This is a genomic window from Acidovorax sp. Root217, assembly GCF_001428645.1.
Lineage (GTDB): Bacteria > Pseudomonadota > Gammaproteobacteria > Burkholderiales > Burkholderiaceae_C > Acidovorax.
Map to the genome: position 1 here is coordinate 100,994 of NZ_LMIH01000028.1, position 17,218 is coordinate 118,211.

Here is a 17,218-nt window from a genome sequence, read left to right on the forward strand (position 1 = left end):
CAGTGGTCAGGGATGGAGAAGAGAGCTGGCCATGCTGCCCAGCAGCAGGGCCGACACGGTGATAGCGAGCAGCACGAACAACAGGTTCGCCCGCAGGCTGATGGTGAGGATGGGAATGCCCGAGTGCCGGCAGGCCATGAGGCTGAGCACCGAGAAGGGCGTGACGATGATGGCCAGCCCCCAGCCGGTGAGCACCGCGCACAGGTGCGCCACCACGGGCAGGCCCAGCAGCAGGGGAGAGAAGCTCGATCCCACCAGCACCGCGCTGAGCATGGGGTGGATGGCCGTGGCCGACAGCAGCACGATGGCGCCCGAGACGAACAGGCAGCCCAGCACCGGCGCGCCCGCCACCCACTGGCCCACGGCTCCTGTCCATGCCGGCGGGATGGCGCTTGCGATCACCGTGCCTGCGCATCCCGAGGCGAAGAACATCATCACCTCGCCCACCATGGTGCGAAAGCCCAGGAAGTCCGCCCCCAGCATGTGCGTGCCCTGCGCCAACCGCCGGCGGCCCGGCGCGGCCAGTACCACGCTCAGCAGCCAGGCCGCAACGGGTGTGCTGGCGATGATGACCGACGAGATGGGCAGCGCCAGCCACCGGCTTGCCGCCACCATGAATCCCAGAAAACACAGCATGGCGGCGAGCACCGGCAGCGCCAGGCGCAGCAGGGCGGTTTCGTGCAGCGCGGGCTGGCTATTCGACGGTTTTGGCACGCCGGCCTCGCGGCTGCAACGCTCCACCAGCAGGCCCAGGCAGATCAGTAGCGCCGACACCGCCAGCACATAGGGCAGCACGCCCACCCAGTCGAGCCCCCCATACAAGGCGAGCGCAATGCCCATGTTGCTGTAGATGGGGCTCCACAGGCTCACGGCCGCATAGCCGCGCGCGATGGCCGAGAAAGCCGAGAGCTTTTCGGGGCCGGTGAGGTCTGCCTCGCGCGCTGCCATCTCCATCATCATCGCAATGCCGGCCAGGCCCAGTAGCCCGCCGAAGAACTGGCTGGCCACCGTCAGCCCCAGGTAGCGGCGCTGCGCGGGCAGCCGGTACAGCCCGCCTACCACGGCGCGTACCCGCGGCATGCGCAGCGCTACGCGCGACAGCAGGTTCACCGTGACCAGCAGCGAGGCGATCAGCCCGCCGATGCGCACCCCGCGCTGCAGCGCCTGCAGTGGCGCGTCGATCCAGGGCAGCAGGCACAGCGTGATGGCCACGAGCACCAGCGAGGTGCGGCGCACGGCTGCGCTCGCATGCCGCCCCTCCAGCACCAGAAACAGCGCACTGGCCGCGGCCAGCCCCGCCAGCGGCCAGCCCGGCGTGCGCTGCGCCGAATCCACGAGTGCCAGCACGGGGATGGCCAGCATCAGCAATGGCAGCAGCCACGCACCCAGGCCCGCGCCCATCGGGATTGCTGCGGTCGCGCCGACGGCCAGGCCCGCCGAGTCTTTGTAAAGCCGTTTGTCAGATTCCATGCACTGACTATACAATCATTGGACCAACCATTGAACCCTTGACATTTTTGGGGCGACAATGAAGATTGGCGCCACGCCTGCATGCGTGGCCTTAGAGCCTTAGAAGCCGACACAACCTCTGGAGACCTCGAATGAACCGAACCAAGCGCGTCGTCCTGCTCAGCCTTGCCGCCCTGGCCGCAAGCGCTGCATATGCCCAGGACAAATTCCCCTCACGGCCGATCACCATCGTCGTGCCATACCCCGCGGGGGGCACCAGCGACGCGCAGGTGCGCATGATCCAAGTGCAGTTAGGCAAAGAACTGGGCCAGCCCATCATCGTGGAGAACAAACCCGGCGCCTCGGGCGTCATCGCCGCGCAGTACGTGGCCAAGTCGGCGGCCGACGGCTATACCCTGCTGTACCCCAACAACGGCGTGGTGATCGCGCCGCTGCTCAACGCCAAGGCCGATTCCGATCCGATCAAGGACTTCAAGCCCGTGACCACGGTGACCAGCGTACCCATGGTGCTGGTCAGCAACAAGAGCGTGCCGGCGGCCAACCTGGCCGAATTCATCGCGCACGCCAAGAAGCAGTCCGACCCGCTGATGTACGCATCGGCCGGAACCGCGTCGTACGGCCACCTGGCCTCGGCACGGCTGGCCTCCATGGCCGGCCTCAAGGTCACGCACATCCCCTACAAGGGCGAGGCCGCCACCACCATGGCGGCGCGCTCGGGCGAGGTGCAGATGCTGCTGACCACCCCCTCCGCGGCCATGCTCGGCCAAGTGGCGCAGGGCAACCTGACCTTGCTGGGCGTAGGCAGTGCCGCGCCATCTCCGGTGGTGCCCGGGGCCGTACCTATCGGTCAGACCGTGCCCGGCTTCGTGTCGGAAGTGTGGTTCGGCCTGCTGGCGCCGGCCGGCACGCCCGACGGTGTGGTCAACAAGATCAACGCCGCCGTGCGCAAGGTCATGGCCGATGGTGAGCTGCGCACCCGTTTGCTGCCCACGGGCGCCGTGCCGCAGACCTCCACCCCCGCAGAGTTCGGCGCCATCATGGCCCGCGAGACCGCACAGTGGCGCGATGTGATCGAGAAGTACAGCATCAAGGCCGATTGACGGAGCGCGCGGCACGGCGCCACGACCCGCCCCGCCCGCCGGCAGCGCAGGCGGGGCTTTTTTACCGAGAACGAGACATTGCAATGAGCATGGACACCGAATATGACCTGATCGTGGTGGGCTCCGGCGCCGCCGGCCTGACCTGCGCCATCACCGCCAAAAGCCGCGGCCTGAACGTGGTGGTGCTGGAGAAGGAGCCCGTCTTCGGCGGCACCACGGCCCTGTCGGGTGGGGTGCTGTGGATCCCGCTGAACCACCACGGCCGCCAGCAGAACGCGGGCGATTCGGTCGAGGCCGTGCGCACCTACCTGATGCACGAGACAGGCCGCTTCTACGACGAGGCCAGCGCCGGCGCGTTCATCGAATACGGGCCAGAGATGGTGGACTTCATGGAGCGCACCACGCAGATGAAGTTCGTCCCCACCCTGTACCCCGACTACCACCCCGACGCGCCGGGTGGCGTGGACGTGGGCCGCTCCATTCTGGCTGCGCCCTACGACATCCGCGGCCTGGGCAAGGACATGAAGCGTCTGAAGCCGCCGCTCAAGACCATCACCTTCATGGGCATGATGTTCAACTCTTCCAACGCTGACCTCAAGCACTTCTTCCAGGCTACCAAGTCGCTCACTTCCTTTCTGTATGTGGCCAAGCGGCTGGCCAGCCACCTGCGCGAGATGGCGTTGTACGGCCGCGCCATCAACGTCACCAGTGGCAATGCCCTGGCCGCGCGGCTGGCCCAGTCGGCGCTGGACATGGGCATCCCCATCCTCACCTCCACTCCCGCCAGCCGCGTGGTGGTGCAGGGCGGGCGTGTCATGGGCGTGGCCGTGAAGGATGGCGGGAAAGGCGACGCCGAGCGCACGCTGCACGCGCGCCGCGGCGTGGTGCTGGCGTGCGGCGGCTTTCCGCACGACGCGCAGCGCACCGCGCAGGCCTACCCCCATCTGCGTCGCGGGCATGAACACCTCTCGCCCACGCCCACGTCGAACACCGGCGACGGCATTCACATGGCCGAGGCCGCGGGCGCGCGCATGGAGATCCGCTTCCAGGAGCCCTCGGCCTGGATGCCCGTGACCCGCGTGGACTTCGGCAACGGCGAGGTGGGCGTGTTCCCCCACCTGCTGGACCGCTACAAGCCCGGCGTGATTGGCGTGCTCTCCAATGGCCGGCGCTTCACCAACGAGTCGAATTCGTACCACGACGTGGGCGCGGCCATGGTGCAGGCCTGCCAGGACCTGCCCGAGACGGCCATGTGGCTCATCTGCGACAAGGCCACGCTGGGCAAGTACGGGCTGGGCTACGTGAAGCCCGCGCCCATGCCCATTGGCCGCTTTCTGCGCAACGGCTACCTGCTGCAGGGCCGTACCATGGCCGAGTTGGCCGCGCGGGCCGGCATCGATGCCGCCGGGCTGGAGCAGACCGTGCGCGAGTACAACACCGGCGCCGTGCGTGGCGAGGACCCGGCCTTCTCGCGCGGCAGCACCAGCTTCAACCGTTACCTGGCCGACCCCGCCCAGCGCCCCAACCCCTGCGTGGCCCCGGTGCAGGAAGGGCCGTTCTACGCCATCAAGCTCGTCATGGGCGACCTGGGCACCTTCGACGGCCTGCGCACCAGCGTGGCGGGCGAGGTGCTGCGCCCCGACGGCAGCGCCATACCCGGCCTTTACGCCGTGGGCAACGACCGCGCCAGCATGATGGGTGGCAACTACCCCGGCGCCGGCATCACCCACGGGCCGAACATGGCCTTCGGCTACCTGACGGGCCTGCACATTGCCGGCCAAACGGGTGGTGGAGCTGCCGCCGCGGCGCCCGCCGCCGCGAACGAGGCGGTGCCGGCATGACACCGCCTGCGCTGCCCCTGGTAGACCACCGCATCTACACCATCGCCCTGCGCCAGATGCCGCAGTTCCTTGACGTATTCCACCGCCTGGCCATGCCGGTGCTGCTGCAGACCCTGGGCCACCCGCTCGGCTTCTACACCAGCGTGGTGGGGCCGCAGAACCAGTTCGTGCACCTGTGGGCCTACGAGGACCTGGCCGACTACGAGCGCCGCAGCCGGGCGCGCGACGCGCACCCGGACTTCCTGGCGTACCTGGCGGCCTCGGGCCACCTGATCACCGCGCAGGAGACGCGGCTGATCCGCTCAGTGCCGCTGAAAGCCGTGCTCGCCTGATCCCACAGGCAGCGCTCTCAACGACAAAGGACCGCTGCGGCGGTCCTTCTTCATGGGGCAGTCGAAAAGGGCTGCCGGATGGCAGCCCTCGCCACATCACAGGTCCAGTTGCTTGGCGATGATGTTGCGCTGGATCTCGTTGGTGCCGCCGCCGATGGGGCCCACGCGCGAGTCGCGGAAGAACATCTGCATGTCGTATTCCATCGAGTAGCCGGCGCCACCCATGATCTGCATGCCCATGTCGGCGCACTTGAAGTTGTTCTCGGTGCAGACGATCTTGGCGATGGATGCCTCGGTCACCACCGGCTGGCCTGCGTCCAGCAGCTCCGCCACGCGGTAGATGGACTGGCGCGCCGTCTCGGCCATGATCAGCATGTCGGCCAGCTTGTGCTGGATGACCTGGAACTCCGAGATCGGCTTGCCGAACTGGATGCGCTCCTTGGCGTAGTCGCGCGCATACTCGGTGATCTTGAAGCAATGGCCGGCCGAGATGGCGGCCAGGCCCAGGCGCTCCAGGCCCAGCGCCTTCATGATGTTCTTCCAGGCCTGGCCCTCGCCGCCGAACAGGTTGGACGCCGGCACGCGCACGTTGTCGAAGAAGACCTCGTTGGCATGCGACGTGCGCCGCCCCAGCATGGACAGGGGCCGCACCTCCACGCCCTTGGCATTGGTAGGCACGAGGATGGTGCTGATGCCGTTGTGGCGGGCCTGCGTGTCCGTCTTGACGATGGCCACCAGGTAGTCGGCCACGTGGGCGCAGGTGATCCATACCTTGCTGCCGTTGATCACATACTCGTCACCCTCGCGCACGGCCGAGGTCTTGATGCCCGCCACGTCCGAGCCCGTGCCGGGCTCCGACATGGCCAGTGCGAGCTTGACCTCGCCGGAGATGATCTTGGGTACGATCTCCTTTTTCATCTCGGGCGTGCCGAACTTGGCCACGTGCATGCCCGCATAGATGGCGGTGGTAGTGATGGCCTGGGCGATGCCGGTGTAGTAGTAGCCCATGGTTTCCAGCAGCACGGCGATGTCCTTGAAGCTGCCACCCATGCCGCCAAGCTCCTCGGGGTAGAACAGGCCGATGTAGCCGGCTTCGGCCAGCGCGTTGTAGGCCTCGTGGGGAAACTCGCGCGTCTCGTCCATCTTGCGGATGCGCTCCCAGGGCAGGTGCCTGGCAAGCAGGTCCAGGACGCCTTCGCGCATCATGCGCTGCTCTTCGCTCAGGCCGTTGGTGTTGATCAGGGGTGCGGACATGGAAAGGGATTCCTTGAAATGGAAGAAATAGAGGGCGGGATCAGTGCTGGGTGGCGCGCACTGCGTCGCGGCCGGCACGGGTGAGCACCATGGTTGTCATGAGGCCGCTTTGCACCACCTCGCCGTGCTGATTGATGAGCTCCATGCGCCGCACCAGCACTCCCCGATCGGGCTTGGAGGTGGGGCGCGCCGACACAACGGTGGCGCGCAGGTGCACGGTGTCGTTGAAGAGGATGGGCTTGAGGAACTTCCACTCGTCGATGCCCAGTGCCGCCACGGCCGAGCCTTCCAGGTAGCCCAGGCCGGCGCTCAGCCCTGTGGCGATGGACAGGCCCAGCGCCCCGTGTGCGATGCGCTGGCCCACGGGGGACTTGGCGCTGTGCACGGCATCGGTGTGCATGGGGTTCACGTCGCCCGATACCCAGGAAAACGTGACGACGTCGGTCTCGGTGACGGTGCGGGCGCGGCTTTCGATCACGTCGCCGGCTGCGAATTCTTCAATGCATTGGCCTCGCATGGTGTGTTGCCTCCTTGTGGCGGTAGTTGTTGGCGAAAAATGCGGTTCAGGGGGATGGCGTGGGCCGGGCGGCGAACAGCGGGCCGTCCTCGTAGTCCAGCACCACCATCTCCATGGGCATGCCGGGCGTGAAGTCCAGGCCCGGCATGTCCACCAGCCGGCAGGCCACACGGATCTGGCTGGCCAGGTCGACGATGCCCACGGGATAGGGCGATTCGGCCGTGAACACGGCGGGCGCGGCGTGGATGCGCGTCCACGAATACAGCATGCCGCGCGGGGCGAGGGCGCTCCAGCCCACCTGCGGCGACCAGCAGTGCGGGCACAGCGGCTTGGGTGGAAAGGTCTGGCGTCCGCAGTCCTGGCAGCAACTGGTCTGCCAGGTGCCCTGGCGCAGCCCGTCCCAGAAGTGGCGGGTGAATTCGGAGCGGCGCGGCGGGTAGGCACGCGGGCCCGCCATGGCGATGCGCGGCAGGGGTGCATCGGTCGCTGCGTGGTCGTTCATTGCATGGCCTCCAGGATGTGGATCAGCGCGGCGTTGTAGTTGCCCAGCTCGCCGGTGGCCAGGCCCAGGCGGGCGCCCTGTACCTGGCGCTCGCCGGCGCGACCGCGCAGCTGTTCGGCCAGCTCGATGTAGTTGTAGAGCGAGGTCACATAGGCCGGGTGGCCGCGCGAGGTGAGCCCGCCCGAGGTGGAGATGGGTATGCGCCCGCCCAGCCGGGTCTCACCCTCGAAGGCGGCGCGCGCGCCTTGGCCACGCGGCTGCAGGCCCAGGGCCTCGCTCACCAGCACTTCGACGATGGTGCAGGGCGCATACAGCTCGGCCAGGTCGATGTCGGCCGGGCCCACGCCGGCCTGGGCATAGGCGGTGGCCGCCGCGTCGCGCGCCGAGTCGAAGGCGATCATGTCGTTGGGCATGTCGCTGATCTGGTGCGTGCCGTCGTGGCAGAAGCCGCGCCCGCGCACCACGGCGTAGGGCTTGCCCAGGCTGCGCGCCACATCTTCGCTGGCCAGCACGATGCACGCCGCGCCGTCGCCGCGCGGGGGTACGTCGTACAGGCCCAGCGGCTCTACGATGGGGCGCTGGCCCACCACCTCCTCCAGCGAAACCGGCTTGCGGTACTGCGCCAGCGGGTTCAGCGAAGCGTGGTAACGGTTCTTCACCGCCACAGAACCCAACTGCTCTCGCGTGGCACCGTGTTCGTGCATGTAGCGCATGGCGTCCATGGCATACCAGGCGATGGGCGTGAAACCGGCCGAGGTGTGGAAATCCACGTCCCCCGTGGTGCGCATGCTGCTCATCATGTGCTCGGACGCGGAAACGGCGCTCTCCATGTTGATGCCCAGGGCCAGCGCCACGTTGGCGCGACCCAGCAGGATCTCGTCGCAGGCCTTGTCAAAGGCCAGCGCCGCGGTCATGCCGTTGCCCATCACCTCCATCACGCTGCCGCGGCAGGCCAGGCGCAGCTGGCCCATGAGGAAGGTGTGGAAGTACTTCTGGCGCGTGTAGGGGCGCGGCAGGGTGAAGACCAGGGCCTCGATGTCCTCCTTGTGCACGCCGGCATCGCGCACGGCCTCGGCCACCAGGCGGGTCATGATCTCGTGCTCCAGGATCTGGAGCTCGGCGTCGTCGGCGCTCTGGTGTCGGCCGATGGGAATGGCGCTGGTGCCGATGATGGCAACGTTGCGGCTCATGGCGGCCCCTTTCACGCAGCGGCGCAGGGGCCGAAGGCGCCCTCAGTGCGCAAGCGGGCAATGCGGGCGTCGTCGTAGCCCAGGGTGTCGCGCAGCACCTCTTCGGAGTGCTCGCCCACCGCGGGTGCGGCCTGCGGTGCCACGGCCGGGGTGCGCGAGAGGCGCAGCGGGGTGGCAATGTTGGGCACCCAGCCCTTGACAGGGTGGGGAATGCGCGTGATGAGGCCGCGCGAACGCGATTCATCGGACGCCAGGGCCTCGCCCAGCGTCTTGACCTGGCCGTGGGGCACGCTGGCTGCGCGCAGGCGCGGCGCCCAGTGGCTCCAGGGGTGGCGGGCGAAGGCCTCGTCCATGATCTTGAAGATCGCCTCGCGGTGCTTGAGGCGCTCTGCCCGCTGCGAGTACACCGGATCCTCCGCGATGTCAGGGCGCTCGAACACCTGCCCGAACAGACGCTGGAAGATCTTGTCGTTGCCGCAGTTGATGTAGACCGGTTTGTCCGCCGTCATGAACACGCCCGAGGGGCAGGTGTCGGGGCTGACGTTGCCGTTGCGCCGCGGCTCGTAGCCGGTGGTCAGGTGCTGCATGGCGCCAAAGCCCGTCATCAGGATGGCCGTGTCGTACAGCGCCACCTCGATGCGCTGGCCCTTGCCGTCGCGCGCACGCGCCAGCAGTGCCAGCAGGATGGCGTTGGTGGCCGACATGGCGGTGGCCGTGTCCATGATGGCGGCGCCGGTGCGCACGCCCTGGCGGTCGTCGTAGCCATTCATCGAGATGAAGCCGCTTTCGGCCTGCACGATGGGGTCGAACCCGAGCCGGTCGGCATAGGCGCCCTCGCGTCCGTAGGCCGACACGGAGCAGTAGATGAGGCGGGGGTTGAGTGCGAGGCATGTCGCATGGTCCAGGCCGAAGCGCTCCATCACGCCCGAGGAGAAGTTCTCCACCAGCACGTCTGCACCGGCGATCAGGGCGCGTGCGATCTCCAGGCCGGCCGCGCTCTTCATGTCCAGCGCCAGGCTCTTCTTGTTGCGGTTGGTCCACAGGTAGGGGCCGCCCTGGGCGGGGATCTCCGGGTCCACCGTGGGGTAGTGGCGAAAGTCGTCACCCTTGACCGGTGCCTCGATCTTGACCACGTCGGCCCCGAAGTCGGCCAGCGTCATGGTGGCCAGCGGGCCGGCGACGAAATGGGTGAAGTCCACCACACGCAGGCCGGCCAGCACGGGCTGGGCGCCGGCGGGCGCGCTCTGGTGTAGAGGCAGGGCATCGATTCGTTGTTGGTCAAACACGTCAAGGTTCCGATGGTTTTTGGTAGAACCATTGTACTATTGATCCATCGAAGGCAGCAAGGCCACAACCATCCAGGCGGGCTGTGCCACCTTCCCAACCCTTGACCATGAAAGCGATGCGATGAATCCAGACGCCCCTTCTTCCGTACTGAACACGTTGTTGAACCAGCGCCACAGCTGCCGCGCTTTTCTGCCCGAACCCGTGCCCCGGTCCGTGCAGGAGCAGTTTTTGCAGATGGCACAGCGCACGGCTTCGTGGTGCAACTCTCAGCCGTGGCAGGTGCACATCACCGAAGGGGCGGGCACGCAGCGGCTGCGCAGTGCGCTGGGCGCTGCGCCGCAAAGCGGGGCGGGGTCGGACTTTCCCTGGCCCCGGGAATACCAGGGCGTCTACCAGGAGCGGCGCAGGGAGTGCGGGTTTGCGCTGTACGACAGCGTGGGCATTGCGCGCGGCGACCGCGATGCATCGGCCCGCCAGGCCCAGGAGAACTTTCGCCTGTTTGGCGCGCCGCACGTGGCCATCATCACCAGTGACGAGGCGCTGGGCGTGTACGGCGCAGTCGACTGCGGCGCCTATGTTGCCAACTTCCTGCTGGCCGCCGCCAGCCTGGGCGTGGCCACCATCCCGCAGGCTGCGCTGGCCTCACGCTCCGCACTGCTGCGCGAGTTCTTCGGGCTGGGAGACGACCGTCGCGTGGTCTGCGGCATATCCTTTGGCTATGCGGATGCGGCCCATCCAGCCAATGGGTTTCGTACCCGCCGTGCCGATGTCGCAACGGCGGCAGCCTGGGTGACGCAGTGAACCGATTGGGCGATGCTCAGGCAGGCTTGCGCGCGGCCCGAGACCGGGGAGCGGCCTTGGCGGCAGAATTCGCCGAAGGGAGTTGCGCCGCTGCGGCTGCGTCCTGGGCCGCCTGCAGGGCATGCGAGAGGTAGCTGCGCTGTAGGCGCTTGAGGCTGGCCTCCATCTCGGCGACGGAGCCTTCCACATCCCTGGCTTCCATGAACTTCATGAAGCGCTTGCGCGAGGGCAGCACGAAGGCGTTCTCGTACTCGCCGATGGACTCGATGTAGCGGCGCAGTACCGACAGCACCCCATCCATCACGACCACCATGATGGGGTTGCCGGTCATGCGCGCCAGGATGCGGTGAAAGTGCAAATGCACCTCCGCCCGGCGCCCGAAGTCGCCCTGGGCGATGGCGTCCTCGGCCTCCTCGATGTTGCGCTGCAGCTCCTGCAGGTCGGCCGGGGTGGCGCGCAGGCAGGCCTCGCGCACGATGATGCCCTCCAGCCAGATGCGCGCCTCCGTCAGGTGCGCGGGCTGGATCGAGCCCAAGTGGTACAGGTCCAGCATGCCGGTGGTTATGGCCTCGCCGCTGCCTTCGGAGATGAAGGCGCCTCCGCTGGCGCCCTTTTGCAGGCGCACCAGGCCCGCATTCTCCAGCGAGCGCAGGGCCTCGCGCACGGTGTTGCGGGCCACGCCGAACTGCTCGGACAGCGCACGCTCCGACGGCAACCGGTTGCCCACCTTGAGGTGGCCTTTGGCCAGCTCTTCCCGGATCTGCGCGGCCACCTCTTCGAACGCGCGCGTTGAGCGTATGGCGCGGAAGGTCGGGGCGACGGCGGCTTCGTGGACTTCGGGAGCGGGTTTGGATGGCAAGGAAAACCTCGATTGTGTTCAGTATGGCCGAGAGTATCAGACCAATTGGGCCAATGATAGGACCATTGCACTTGGGCGCGCGCAGGCCGGGGGCACACAGGCATGGACGGCGGCCCTGTCATCTCGCGAGGCTATAGTGGCGTGGACTGCGCCGAAAGCGGCCAGCTAACGCCAACAAGGAACGCCTTGATGCCCGGACCCCACCTCGACGCCCCGCTGTTCATCAAGGACATCTACGAGACCCAGGTCGATACCGCCAAGACCCCGTTCTTCTACAACGACGGCGGCATGCCGGTCTACCTGGCCGATCCGCCCGCCGACGTCACGCCGCTCACACCCGCCGCCACCGACCCGGCCCTGGCAGTGGGCCACGAGTACCTGGTGGCCGACGTGCTGGGCGTCAAGCCCACGCCGCCCTGGGGCGTGGAAACGCAGCTGGGGTTTGCGGCCGAGCAGGTGGAGTTTGCGCCGCTGTGGGCCACGCGCAGCATGGCGGCGGCCTTTGGCATGACGCTGGTGGAGCCGGGGCAGGCCGTGCAGATCGAGAGCCCGGTCACCGCGTTGCAGCAGGTCGAGTACGAATACGGCGTCTTCGCGGGCCACTGGTCACCGTACCAGGGTACCGGCAATGCCCTGCTCAGCGTGGTCTGTACCGACCTGGAGCACCATGATTTTCCGCATGTGTTCGCCTCCACCGACCCCACCCAGCCACTGGTGATCTCGGTGGGCCGCTACTGGCCGGCGCTGGGCAAGATACGGCTGGCCGACCTGTGGGTGCCGCGCGGCAGCGCGCTCTACGTGCCGCCCAAGCCGGCCAGCAGCGACCCGGCGGCGGTGATCGACCTGCACAACAACCGCAACTCGGCCCGCGCCTGCTGGGGCGACATTCATCAGAACAGCATTACCACGCACACGCTGCTGCAGACGGAGGGCGGGTTTTTCTACTGGTACTGGAATGGGATTGCAACCGTGCACAGCCGTCCGGTGGCGGTAAGCTGAGCAATTGGTGTGAAGAATCGACAGGGAGCAATGACCATGGACTTGTCTGACCTGAGCATCGGAGTGGGCACCGCCATGCCGGGCGGCTATGTCAAGCCTGCGGACTTCATTGATGCCGTGGACCAGCGGCTGTATGCGGCCAAGAAGAATGGGCGCAACCGGATTGAAGTGGTGTGAGCAAGCGGGAGGCACATGGGCTGCATTCTTTCTTTCAATGGACCTGACGCGGACGTGGCGCAATTGCTTGCGCTGAGTCCTGTGGAGCCCATCAATGTATGGCGGCGGGGTGAGCCTTTGAGTTCCAGGCCGAACAGCAGATTGGCTCGCACCTCGGGGGTGGTTTTGCAGATCAGCGATGCGGAGTTCGAAGAGCTGGAGTTGCAACAGGCGGATGCGATCCGCTTCCTCAATGACCACGACCAGGCGTTGCAGGCCATGCGCACCGTCAAAGGTGTGGAGGTCGCATGCGTGGACTTTGGTATCGCCATGCGCAGCGTCATTGTCCAGTCCGATAGATTCCCCGCCGAGCTGATTGCAGCACTTGCCAAGGTGGGCTGCACCATGGAACTGACGCAATATCCCACGGGGCCCAAGGCCAGGAACCTGCGGCGTTACCGCAAGGCATTCCGGGCATCGGCCCCCTGAGGGATTTCACAGCGCCGGGAGTCGGCGGCCAGTTCAGGCCAGATCGCCGGCGCAAGGCAGGTACAGCCCCTCCGCCGTCGTGATCGACCGCGCCGCGCGCACGGCCCGCGCCGTGGCAATCGCCGTGGCCTCGGCCGCCATGGTCGACAGCACCATCATCCCCGGGTTCTTGCCCGAGACGCCCGTGCCCAGGGTGAAGAGCGTGTCCCCATCGGACATGGTGTGCACCGGGTTGATGCTGCGCGCCAGGCCGTCGTGCGCGGCCACGGCCAGGCGGTGGGCCTGCACCTTGGTGATGGTGGCATCGGTCGCGATCACGCCGATGGTGGTGTTGGTGCCTGCCAGCAGCGGCTTGGGCGCCTCGCCGCGCAGCAGGGCGCGGCGCGTGTCGCGCAGGTGGCGGCCATCGTCGGTGCGGGCGCCGGCGATCACCTGCGCCGTGTCGGGGTCGATCACATCGCCCAGGGCGTTGCAGGCGATCAGCGCGCCAACAGTGACGCCATCCACGGTGACCGATGCCGTGCCGATGCCACCCTTCATCGCGTTGTGGATGCCGAAGATCTTGCCCACGGCGGCGCCCGTGCCCGCGCCCACATTGCCCTCGGCCGGGTCGGCGCGCGAGGCGGCCTCGCACGCGGCGTAGCCGGCGGCGGCATCTGGGCGAACGCGCATGTCGCCCACCAGCAGGTCGAACAGCACGGCGCTGGGCACCAGGGGCAGGCGCCCCACCACCACGTCGAAGCCGATGCCGCGCTCCTCCAGCCAGCGCACCGCGCCGCTGGCGGCATCCAGCCCCCACGAGCTGCCGCCCGCCAGCATGATGCCATGCACCTTTTCCACCAGGTTCGACGGGTCGAGCAGGTCCGTCTCGCGCGTGCCGGGCGCGGCGCCGCGCACGTCCACCCCACCGACTGCGCCTTCGCGCGCCAGGATCACGGTGCAGCCCGTGGGCCGACGCGTGTCGGTGAAGTGGCCGACCTCGATGCCGGGCACGCGGGTGATGCTGCCGGCGTCGTGGTTGGCGTGGGTGCCGGAAGAGGTGAAAGTGGTTGTCGTTGAGGTCGTCATGGCCTGTGATTATGGGCGGTGGAAAAGCGCGGTCAGCAGGTCCAGCAGTCGACCTGTTTTCGGCCCCGATGTAACAGTGTGCTTTGAGGGCGTTTGAACGTGACGGGTATCACCTCTCTTGCGACAGCGGAGCACCACAATGGGGCGATAAAACAAGAGAGGAAGGATCACCATGACAACGACACCACCCTGGTGTCAGGCTTTGGCCTGTCTGCTGCCCGCGCTGCTTGCGGGCCTGGGTTCATCGGGCGCCGTGCAGGCGCAGAGCATTGCAACGGGTTCGCGCCACGGGCTGGCACTGCAGCCCGATGGCAGCGTGCTGGCCTGGGGCGACAACCGGCAGGCGCAATTGGGCCAGGGCAGCACCATCTATGCCGACACTCCGCGCGAGATCGCGCTACCGGTCAAGGCCAGGAAGGTGCAGGCCAGTGCCACGGGTGCGCTGCTGCTGGATGCCCAGGGTGATGTGTGGAGCTGGGGCACCAACCGCAAGGGGCAACTTGGCGATGGAACGCGCGCGGACCGGGCCGAGCCTAAGCTCATCTTTCGCGGCGCGGTCGAGATCGTCAACGGGGGCGGCACCGCGCCTTCGTTCCTGATCGACAGCGAGGGCCAGCCCTGGTGGTGGGGGCCCCTGCCCACGGGCGGTGATGCCGCATCGCCGCAGCGCGCAGCCCAACTGCCGGCCCGCCTGGTGCGCTTGAAGCACGAGGCCAATACCACCGTCGCCCTCGATGAACAGGGCATCGTGTGGTCCTGGGGGCGGGGGGCGGCATGCTCCGATTCGACCGGCGTCAGCGCTCCGGTGGCGATGCGAGGCCTGCCGCGCATCACGGAGTTCTCTCAGACGGTATGGACACCCTTGTCCTACCAACCCGAGCATTCGCGCTGGAACCCGCCGCCCGCATCCCTGGTGTATGCGAAGGATGTCGATGGCAACATGTGGCAATGGGGAACCGCGATGCGCGGCTACCCTCCCGACTCGGGGAATCCGCCCATGGTGGTCTGCCCTGCGGCCCGCATCGCCATGGATGGCAGCCAATTCGGCGTGTCCATTTATGCCCCCTATCCCGCCCTGGCGCAAATGGGCGTGCGCTTCCTGCGGGCCGGGTACCTTGGCGGCAGCAACATCACCACGGGACTCGCGGAAAACGGCGACCTGTGGCAGTGGCGCAATCCCACGTCGGAAAATCCGGACGGGACGGCTGTCACGGTCAACCGGATAGCGACGGGCGTGGCGGACTTCAGTGCCTTCCTGCCCGATCCCCGCCTTGCGGCCCAGACCCAAGGGGTCTTGTTCATTACCAGCGAGGGCCGGCTGTATGGCACGGGGCCCAACACCAGCCTTCACCTGGGCCCGTTTGACGGCGCGCAGGGCTCTTCGTCCAGCCCGCAGCCATTGCGTTTGCCCGGCAAGGCCGTGAGCGTCCATGCGCGTACCACCGGCAGCTTTGCGTTGCTCGAAGATGGCCGCGTCTACGGTTGGGGCGCTGCCGCAGGGGCCGCCAGCCCGACAAGCAACATCAACTGGCGGACTTTCCGCCAGGTGCCGACGCTGATCGCGCTGGGTGCGCCGGTGGTCAAGCTCGCGGTGTCCGAGACCACCGTGTTCGGTGTGGATGCACAGGGCCAGCTGTGGAGTGCCTATGGTCGCGGCAATGGTGAGTTTACCAACCGCACATTCAAGCCGGCCCTGGTGAGCCGCAGCACGGGAATGCCGCTGGTGCGGGATGTCGCTACGGCGGTGCAGGGCTTCGCTGCAATGGTGGGAGTGGACGGCTCGGTGTGGACGATCGGCAGCCCTGTCGCGGTGCAGCAGCCAGCGGGGCAGGAGGGCTTTTCGTGGTTCCAGTCACCCGGGCAGGTGGTGGGCTTGCCACCCTCTATCGTGCAGGTAGCCGCCACCGGGTATGCAACATCCTTTGCGCTGGATGCATCTGGAACGGTGTGGTACTGGGGCGGAACGCCGCAATTCGGCGTCACGGCAACTCCTTTTGACTGGAACGGGAGCCCGGTCCGGGTTCCCACCGCGCTGCCGCTGGGCCAGAAGGCGGTGTCCATCCACGCTGGCAGCGACTACGCATTCTGTGCCGTTCTGCAAGACGGCTCGGCGCAATGCTATGGCCGAGATCTCAATGAGCACCGGGGCACGCGCTTTCGCCTGCATGCCCCCATCAAGGAGATGTCCATCAGCGGCGATGAAGTCATCTCCAGCCCGCTGAGCGGCAGATCCACCGGCACCATCCACTTTCGCCTTGCTGACGGCACCGTCTGGGCCTGGGGCCAGGGGCGCCAAGGCCAGTTGGGTGCTGGGGTGTATGCCAACGCCGCAGAACCTGTGCCCGTGCTCAACGAGGCCGGCACTGGCGACCTGGACCTGGACCCCGCCACACCCAACGTGCCCACCGCCAGCCGTCCGCCATTCCGTGTCAAGACGCGCCTGGCGGGCAACCTGCGCACGCTGTCGTTCAACGCGGACGTGTTCGGTGCCGGTGATGGTGGTGCGGGCAGCGGCGCCACCAACCTCTACGTCTTTGCCACTGCAGACCTGCGCACCTGGATGCAGCTGGACGAGCAGGGCCAGTGGAGCCTGCTGCGCTCGCCGGTGCCCGCTGCGGCCAGCAACGCGCCGCTTGCCGGGCAAAGCCAGTCGGTGCCGCTGCCCATCCTGCCGCAGTTCGTGGGCACGGGCCTGGCGGGTGTGCGGGTATTCGTGGGGCAGGGGCGCGATGCGCAGGAGATGCTGCAGGCGCAGCGCTTTCGCGAGGTGCTGGAGCTGGCGCCGGAGGAGTGAGTTCTCTGTCGTAAGGCGGTGTGCTCTCAGTTCGCCACCGGCTCGATGCGCGTCACCACATAGGCGCCGGCCTGCTGTTCGGCGCGAAAGCGCACCTTGGCCCCCGCCTTGACCTGCGCGGCCTGGGCCGGGTCGGTGATGCGGAACACCATGGTCATGGGCGGCATGTCCAGGTTGCGGATGGGGCCGTGGCGCAGCGTGACCTTGGCGCTGGCGGCGTCCCAGCGCACGACCTCGCCTTCGCTGAGCTCCGGTGTGGCGGCAGCAGGGGCCTTGGTCGCCTGGGCCGCGGCGGGCGCCGCGTGGCTGCCGTGGTCTTCGCCATGGTCATGGTCGTCGCCGGCGAAGGCGGTTGCCGCGCTGACAAGGAGTGTGGTGGCGAGCAGGGCGATGCGCAGTGGGTGGGTGGTGTGGTGGGTCATGTCGATGCCTTCTGATTGCCGGGGTAGTTCTTGAAAACGCGGGTGCTGCCGTTGCGTGCAACCAGCAGCACGGCATAGCTGTCCTTGCGGCCGCCGTAGGCGGGGCCGTCCATGCCGGGCGAGCCGATGGGCATGCC

At 67.6% G+C, this 17,218-nt stretch carries 17 protein-coding genes and 1 pseudogene; 8 read left to right on the forward strand and 10 right to left on the reverse strand.

All coding sequences use genetic code 11. The features are described from left to right. Positions 1 to 6: 6 nt before the first annotated feature. On the reverse strand, positions 7 to 1,470 hold the full coding sequence (locus ASE31_RS24510) for a hypothetical protein (RefSeq protein ID WP_157412646.1): 1,464 nt from the start codon (positions 1,468 to 1,470) through the stop codon (positions 7 to 9). A 131-nt stretch (positions 1,471 to 1,601) separates the two neighbouring features. Here ASE31_RS24510 and ASE31_RS24515 point away from each other — a divergent pair, with 131 nt between their 5' ends. From ASE31_RS24515 to ASE31_RS24525, 3 genes are all read left to right on the forward strand, one after another. Beyond that, positions 1,602 to 2,570 (forward strand): tripartite tricarboxylate transporter substrate binding protein, encoded by a 969-nt coding sequence (locus ASE31_RS24515; RefSeq protein ID WP_057204558.1) that lies wholly within the window; start codon positions 1,602 to 1,604, stop codon positions 2,568 to 2,570. An 83-nt stretch (positions 2,571 to 2,653) separates the two neighbouring features. Continuing rightward, complete coding sequence (locus tag ASE31_RS24520) at positions 2,654 to 4,411, forward strand: FAD-dependent oxidoreductase (RefSeq protein ID WP_057204560.1); 1,758 nt, start codon at positions 2,654 to 2,656, stop codon at positions 4,409 to 4,411. Further along, positions 4,408 to 4,743 (forward strand): NIPSNAP family protein, encoded by a 336-nt coding sequence (locus tag ASE31_RS24525; RefSeq protein ID WP_057204562.1) that lies wholly within the window; start codon positions 4,408 to 4,410, stop codon positions 4,741 to 4,743. Before ASE31_RS24520 ends, ASE31_RS24525 begins: the two co-directional genes overlap by 4 nt. A 96-nt stretch (positions 4,744 to 4,839) precedes the next feature. Here ASE31_RS24525 and ASE31_RS24530 read toward each other — a convergent pair whose 3' ends face one another. From ASE31_RS24530 to ASE31_RS24550, 5 genes are read right to left on the reverse strand one after another with little or no spacing between them, the layout of a single operon-like run. Next, the gene (locus ASE31_RS24530) at positions 4,840 to 5,997 is read right to left on the reverse strand and encodes an acyl-CoA dehydrogenase family protein (RefSeq protein WP_057204564.1); all 1,158 of its coding nucleotides are present in this window, start codon (positions 5,995 to 5,997) and stop codon (positions 4,840 to 4,842) included. A gap of 40 nt (positions 5,998 to 6,037) precedes the next feature. Further along, entirely contained in the window at positions 6,038 to 6,514 is a 477-nt protein-coding gene (locus ASE31_RS24535) for a MaoC/PaaZ C-terminal domain-containing protein (RefSeq protein ID WP_057204566.1), read from the reverse strand. 46 nt (positions 6,515 to 6,560) lie between these two features. Continuing rightward, a complete protein-coding gene (locus ASE31_RS24540; RefSeq protein ID WP_057204568.1) occupies positions 6,561 to 7,016 on the reverse strand; it encodes a Zn-ribbon domain-containing OB-fold protein in 456 nt (151 codons plus the stop codon). After that, on the reverse strand, positions 7,013 to 8,206 hold the full coding sequence (locus ASE31_RS24545) for a thiolase family protein (RefSeq protein ID WP_057204570.1): 1,194 nt from the start codon (positions 8,204 to 8,206) through the stop codon (positions 7,013 to 7,015). The genes ASE31_RS24540 and ASE31_RS24545 overlap by 4 nt, the downstream gene beginning before the upstream one ends. An 11-nt stretch (positions 8,207 to 8,217) precedes the next feature. Further along, positions 8,218 to 9,492, reverse strand: a complete 1,275-nt coding sequence (locus ASE31_RS24550; protein ID WP_057204572.1) for a CaiB/BaiF CoA-transferase family protein — start codon at positions 9,490 to 9,492, stop codon at positions 8,218 to 8,220. A 121-nt stretch (positions 9,493 to 9,613) separates the two neighbouring features. Between ASE31_RS24550 and ASE31_RS24555 the strand changes: the two genes are divergently transcribed. Continuing rightward, positions 9,614 to 10,294 (forward strand): nitroreductase, encoded by a 681-nt coding sequence (locus tag ASE31_RS24555; RefSeq protein WP_057204574.1) that lies wholly within the window; start codon positions 9,614 to 9,616, stop codon positions 10,292 to 10,294. 16 nt (positions 10,295 to 10,310) lie between these two features. On the opposite strand, the gene ASE31_RS24560 is transcribed toward ASE31_RS24555, so the two are convergent. Next, the gene (locus ASE31_RS24560; protein WP_057204576.1) at positions 10,311 to 11,153 is read right to left on the reverse strand and encodes a FadR/GntR family transcriptional regulator; all 843 of its coding nucleotides are present in this window, start codon (positions 11,151 to 11,153) and stop codon (positions 10,311 to 10,313) included. Between the two features lie 189 nt (positions 11,154 to 11,342). Between ASE31_RS24560 and ASE31_RS24565 the strand changes: the two genes are divergently transcribed. From ASE31_RS24565 to ASE31_RS24570, 3 genes are read left to right on the forward strand one after another with little or no spacing between them, the layout of a single operon-like run. Then, the gene (locus tag ASE31_RS24565) at positions 11,343 to 12,152 is read left to right on the forward strand and encodes a hypothetical protein (protein ID WP_057204577.1); all 810 of its coding nucleotides are present in this window, start codon (positions 11,343 to 11,345) and stop codon (positions 12,150 to 12,152) included. Positions 12,153 to 12,188: 36 nt separating this feature from the next. Continuing rightward, on the forward strand, positions 12,189 to 12,329 hold the full coding sequence (locus tag ASE31_RS31920; protein WP_235514753.1) for a GGDEF domain-containing protein: 141 nt from the start codon (positions 12,189 to 12,191) through the stop codon (positions 12,327 to 12,329). A 15-nt stretch (positions 12,330 to 12,344) separates the two neighbouring features. Beyond that, positions 12,345 to 12,797 carry a hypothetical protein gene (locus ASE31_RS24570; protein WP_157412647.1) on the forward strand — a complete coding sequence of 151 codons (453 nt, stop codon included), beginning with the start codon at positions 12,345 to 12,347 and terminating at the stop codon, positions 12,795 to 12,797. A 33-nt stretch (positions 12,798 to 12,830) separates the two neighbouring features. Here ASE31_RS24570 and ASE31_RS24575 read toward each other — a convergent pair whose 3' ends face one another. Beyond that, positions 12,831 to 13,865 carry a P1 family peptidase gene (locus ASE31_RS24575; protein ID WP_057204581.1) on the reverse strand — a complete coding sequence of 345 codons (1,035 nt, stop codon included), beginning with the start codon at positions 13,863 to 13,865 and terminating at the stop codon, positions 12,831 to 12,833. 172 nt (positions 13,866 to 14,037) lie between these two features. Here ASE31_RS24575 and ASE31_RS24580 point away from each other — a divergent pair, with 172 nt between their 5' ends. Further along, the gene (locus ASE31_RS24580) at positions 14,038 to 16,659 is read left to right on the forward strand and encodes an RCC1 domain-containing protein (protein WP_082604351.1); all 2,622 of its coding nucleotides are present in this window, start codon (positions 14,038 to 14,040) and stop codon (positions 16,657 to 16,659) included. A 26-nt stretch (positions 16,660 to 16,685) separates the two neighbouring features. Here the strand turns inward: ASE31_RS24580 and ASE31_RS24585 are convergent, their stop codons facing one another. Both ASE31_RS24585 and ASE31_RS32805 read right to left on the reverse strand, forming a co-directional pair. After that, positions 16,686 to 17,081 (reverse strand): copper-binding protein, encoded by a 396-nt coding sequence (locus tag ASE31_RS24585; protein WP_057204585.1) that lies wholly within the window; start codon positions 17,079 to 17,081, stop codon positions 16,686 to 16,688. After that, positions 17,078 to 17,218, reverse strand: a pseudogene (locus tag ASE31_RS32805) (DUF411 domain-containing protein); the annotation flags it as partial. The pseudogene ASE31_RS32805 and the gene ASE31_RS24585, both read right to left, overlap by 4 nt.

Bases quoted from the DNA above. Each gene is read 5' to 3' on its own strand.
- ASE31_RS24530 (WP_057204564.1), bottom strand. From the start codon at position 5,997: ATGTCCGCACCCCTGATCAACACCAACGGCCTGAGCGAAGAGCAGCGC.
- ASE31_RS31920 (WP_235514753.1), top strand. From the start codon at position 12,189: ATGGACTTGTCTGACCTGAGCATCGGAGTGGGCACCGCCATGCCGGGC.
- ASE31_RS24510 (WP_157412646.1), bottom strand. From the start codon at position 1,470: ATGGAATCTGACAAACGGCTTTACAAAGACTCGGCGGGCCTGGCCGTC.
- ASE31_RS24570 (WP_157412647.1), top strand. From the start codon at position 12,345: ATGGGCTGCATTCTTTCTTTCAATGGACCTGACGCGGACGTGGCGCAA.
- ASE31_RS24545 (WP_057204570.1), bottom strand. From the start codon at position 8,206: ATGAGCCGCAACGTTGCCATCATCGGCACCAGCGCCATTCCCATCGGC.
- ASE31_RS24565 (WP_057204577.1), top strand. From the start codon at position 11,343: ATGCCCGGACCCCACCTCGACGCCCCGCTGTTCATCAAGGACATCTAC.
- ASE31_RS24525 (WP_057204562.1), top strand. From the start codon at position 4,408: ATGACACCGCCTGCGCTGCCCCTGGTAGACCACCGCATCTACACCATC.
- ASE31_RS24555 (WP_057204574.1), top strand. From the start codon at position 9,614: ATGAATCCAGACGCCCCTTCTTCCGTACTGAACACGTTGTTGAACCAG.
- ASE31_RS24540 (WP_057204568.1), bottom strand. From the start codon at position 7,016: ATGAACGACCACGCAGCGACCGATGCACCCCTGCCGCGCATCGCCATG.
- ASE31_RS24575 (WP_057204581.1), bottom strand. From the start codon at position 13,865: ATGACGACCTCAACGACAACCACTTTCACCTCTTCCGGCACCCACGCC.
- ASE31_RS24515 (WP_057204558.1), top strand. From the start codon at position 1,602: ATGAACCGAACCAAGCGCGTCGTCCTGCTCAGCCTTGCCGCCCTGGCC.
- ASE31_RS24520 (WP_057204560.1), top strand. From the start codon at position 2,654: ATGAGCATGGACACCGAATATGACCTGATCGTGGTGGGCTCCGGCGCC.
- ASE31_RS24585 (WP_057204585.1), bottom strand. From the start codon at position 17,081: ATGACCCACCACACCACCCACCCACTGCGCATCGCCCTGCTCGCCACC.
- ASE31_RS24580 (WP_082604351.1), top strand. From the start codon at position 14,038: ATGACAACGACACCACCCTGGTGTCAGGCTTTGGCCTGTCTGCTGCCC.
- ASE31_RS24535 (WP_057204566.1), bottom strand. From the start codon at position 6,514: ATGCGAGGCCAATGCATTGAAGAATTCGCAGCCGGCGACGTGATCGAA.